Origin of the sequence: Sulfuricaulis sp. (assembly GCF_049587675.1) — a bacterium.
Taxonomy (GTDB): domain Bacteria; phylum Pseudomonadota; class Gammaproteobacteria; order Acidiferrobacterales; family Sulfurifustaceae; genus Sulfuricaulis.
Map to the genome: position 1 here is coordinate 1 of NZ_JBAVEJ010000218.1, position 3,412 is coordinate 3,412.

A 3,412-nucleotide genomic window follows, 5' to 3' on the forward strand; every position below is an offset into this window, starting at 1 on the left:
CGGCCGTCCTCGTCAAGTTTATCGAGACGCTCGCCGGCGAGCGTGACTTCGCCTTGCGTCGGGGAATCGAGCCCGGCCAGCAGGCCGAGCAGGGTGGACTTGCCCGAACCCGAAACGCCGATGATCGCAACGCGTTCACCGGCCTTGATCTCGAGATTCACTCCCGACAAGATGTCGAGAGCACCTTCGGCGGTATCGACCCGCTTCGAGAGCTGGGTGGCGGAGACTATGTTTCCATTTGGATATTCAGGCATGCGTCGATTCTTTCTGACAGTAGTGTTATTGCTCGGGCTGGCGCCGTTGCCCGCCGCCGCACGCACCTTGCTCGTGGTCGGTGACAGCCTGAGCGCCGCTTACGGCGTGGACGTGGGCTCCGGCTGGGTGGCGCTGCTGGGCAAGCGCCTTGATCGGCAAAAGTACGATTACCAGATCGTCAACGCCAGCATCAGTGGCGACACCACGGCGAACGGTCTCGCGCGTTTGCCCAAGCTTCTCGCCGCGCACCAGCCGGCGATCGTCATCATCGAACTCGGCGGTAACGACGGCCTGCGCGGACTCGCGCTCGACCAGATGAAACATAACATCACCGCGATGGTCACGAAAGCCAAGGCCCGGCAGGCACGGGTGCTGCTGGTCGGCATGCGGCTCCCGCCCAATTACGGCAATTACTATACGGAAAGGTTCCGGCGCATTTACCGGGAAGTCGCGGCCGAACAGCAGGTGGGTTTGGCGCCGTTTCTTCTCGACGGCATTGCCACCAACCCTATGCTCATGCAGCCGGACGGAATACATGCCAACGCAAAAGCGCAGCAGAAGATGCTGGAGAATGTCTGGCCGCATTTACGGCCCTTACTCTAACCGGAAACGCCGATGGTCTATATTTTCCTTGATGCTCGAAAATCCCTTCAAAGCCTCGGTTCTGGCCCTGATCAAAACCTCTCCCATGGGCTTGAGCGAATATGACCTGATACAACGCTTGCAAGAACACGACGCCGCATTCGTCTTCGATGGCGAGAACCCGAACCTCGTTCTTTTCCGCAAGCATTTCCTGGTGATGAACGCGTTGTACCAGTTGCAGATGGAGTTGTTCGCGCAGGGAATGTATCTTTCGATATCGCCCCTCGATATTCGTCTGGAACCAGTGGAGAGTTTGGCGGTTTCGGCGCTGCCGACCGATAACGCGGCGGCGCCGTTGCGCGCGTATTACCTCGACTGGGAAAACTTCAGCCAGACCAGCCACGCGGATGTCGAATTCATGCTCAACCGTTTCACGGAGCGATATCTGGCGATCGACGAACGTCTGGAGGCGCTGCAAACCCTGGAGCTGTCCGCCGATGCGCCGTGGGAAACCATCAAGCAGGCGTACCGGCGGTTGGCGGCGCAACATCATCCGGACAAGGGAGGCGACCCGGCGCGGTTTCGCGCGATTCGCGGTGCCTATGAAATTCTGATGCGCTGTTATGGAGTTTAAAAAAGCTGCGGCGGCTGGCAGGCCTGCACTATAGTTGACTAATTAAGTCGACTATTGCATGATACCGCTCAGTACCATTAAACGAGAGGATTGATTATGGAAATTCCACAACGCGACGGCGACGGGTATCTCATTGAACGCGACGCGTGGACGCCGGAGATTGCCCGGGCTATGGCGGACGCCGATGGTCTGGCGCTGAATGAGGTCAAGTGGACGCATATCACCAAGGCGCGTGAATATTATGAAGCTTTCGGTGTCGTGCCGCCGATCCGGAAATTCGCCAAGTATGTCGAGGCCGATCAGAAGGAGATGTTCAAACTCTGGATGACGGGCCCCATGAAACCCATCACCAAGTACGGCGGATTGCCCAAACCTACCGGCTGCGTTTGATTCACCGCGGCGCTTTTCCGCTATTACCGCGGTAATGCCCAACGAGGCCAGGACACGCATGTGTCCTGGCCTTTTCTTTTATAAAATTGGATGACCATGATCGATCTCTATTAATGGATATTGATTGATCGAGGGAGAGTTTGCTCTTGTTTCGACCACCGACTCTTTGAAATAAAGTCAAGGCATATGCTCAAAGAGTACTCACTTGAGCAGCCAAGTTTTCATCTAAGTTTAATCCCCGCTATAGGCCAGCTTCAGCAAGAGCGAACCCCCCCAACCTGACGCGACCTGAAGTCCGGAGCGTGGCTATTCTTGGCCAATGACGATGTCAAAACTGGTGGGCGGGACCCGCCGCAGGAATCAGGGCGGCAGCTGCACACACCGGTCATGCCGGCAAAAAATCATGGAAAATGGCCATGATTTGGCTGTGTATCCAGCTGGCATCGGGTCAAGGGGCGGATTGGCGATTATTCGATACCGGTGATGTGGCATTTTTTACTACAACATCTATATGTAATTAGGGTGTATCCGGATTATTGAAAACTTACCAGGAAACTCATTTATGAAGAAAAAGTTGATAGGCATTTTGTGCGTTAGCCTGGCCGGACAGGTTCTCCCTGCCATGGCAGCGACCAGTATCGAGGGGATTTCCATCAGTGGTTTCTTGACCGCCGGTACGACCTATGCGGACAAGCAGTTGCTCACTGCCGCACCACCCGGCACCATGGCCACCAAGGCCGTGTCCCAGGATGGGAACATCCAAAATACACCTGACTTTTCGACCGATTCACGCCTGGGCTTGCAGATTTCGGCCAAGGTGAATCCTGACATTTCGGTGACCGGGCAGCTGCTCGCCAAGGCGAACAAAGATAACTCCAATGTTGAGGCCGACTGGGCGTTTGTCAGTTACCGCGTGAATGAACCAATCAGTATCCGTGCCGGCAAGATCAAATTTCCGACCTTTTTGATCTCGGATTATTACGAGGTCGGTTATGCCTATCCCTGGATCCGCCCGCCGCAGGAAGTGTACTACTCCAATCCCATTACCACCCTGAACGGTGTAGACGTCCTGGCGAAACTCCGGCTCGGTGACATGACCCTGCTGTTCCAGCCATACTACGGCGTGAGCCGTGGTGCCCAAGCCTTGGTGCCCCAGGAGGTATACCCGTTATTTCCATTGTTAGGGCAGCCTCAACCTCCATCCGGTAGTGTCGCTTATACAGACTTCACGGCTGATGCCCTGCATGGTTTCAACCTGAGCCTGAGCTCGGATATTTTCACCGTGCGTTACGGCACCTTGCAGACAAAAGTGAACGCGAGTGCCTTTGGCGTGTTCCAGGATACCGCGAAGTTCACGAGCATCGGCGGCAGCATGGACTGGAACAATGTTGTGCTGTATTCGGAGGGCTTCAAACGCGAGATTGACGGAATGGCGAACCTTGCTTTTCCCAATCAAAAAGGCTGGTACACGACACTGGGCTACCGTTTCGGCAAGTGGTTACCGCTATATACGACCGCACGGCTCTCAGATAACGATAACCCAACGAACTT

5 protein-coding genes are annotated in these 3,412 nt (G+C 55.5%); 4 read left to right on the forward strand and 1 reads right to left on the reverse strand.

Annotated elements, in window-relative coordinates; all coding sequences use genetic code 11:
* Positions 1-254: ATP-binding cassette domain-containing protein (locus WB402_RS11285; RefSeq protein ID WP_424207899.1), on the reverse strand; the 254-nt coding region annotated here is incomplete at its 3' end.
* Here WB402_RS11285 and WB402_RS11290 point away from each other — a divergent pair.
* The 4 genes from WB402_RS11290 to WB402_RS11305 form a co-directional block, all read left to right on the forward strand.
* Positions 253-858, forward strand: coding sequence for an arylesterase (locus tag WB402_RS11290; protein ID WP_424207901.1), 606 nt, complete (start codon positions 253-255; stop codon positions 856-858). The two genes, WB402_RS11285 and WB402_RS11290, sit on opposite strands and share 2 nt — an antisense overlap.
* A 31-nt stretch (positions 859-889) precedes the next feature.
* Positions 890-1,471, forward strand: a complete 582-nt coding sequence (locus WB402_RS11295) for a DNA-J related domain-containing protein (RefSeq protein ID WP_424207907.1) — start codon at positions 890-892, stop codon at positions 1,469-1,471.
* Between the two features lie 96 nt (positions 1,472-1,567).
* The gene (locus WB402_RS11300; protein ID WP_424207903.1) at positions 1,568-1,861 is read left to right on the forward strand and encodes a TusE/DsrC/DsvC family sulfur relay protein; all 294 of its coding nucleotides are present in this window, start codon (positions 1,568-1,570) and stop codon (positions 1,859-1,861) included.
* Positions 1,862-2,423: 562 nt separating this feature from the next.
* On the forward strand, positions 2,424-3,412 hold a 989-nt coding region (locus WB402_RS11305; RefSeq protein WP_424207905.1), incomplete at its 3' end, for a hypothetical protein.

Bases quoted from the DNA above. Each gene is read 5' to 3' on its own strand.
- WB402_RS11295 (WP_424207907.1), top strand. From the start codon at position 890: ATGCTCGAAAATCCCTTCAAAGCCTCGGTTCTGGCCCTGATCAAAACC.
- WB402_RS11290 (WP_424207901.1), top strand. From the start codon at position 253: ATGCGTCGATTCTTTCTGACAGTAGTGTTATTGCTCGGGCTGGCGCCG.
- WB402_RS11300 (WP_424207903.1), top strand. From the start codon at position 1,568: ATGGAAATTCCACAACGCGACGGCGACGGGTATCTCATTGAACGCGAC.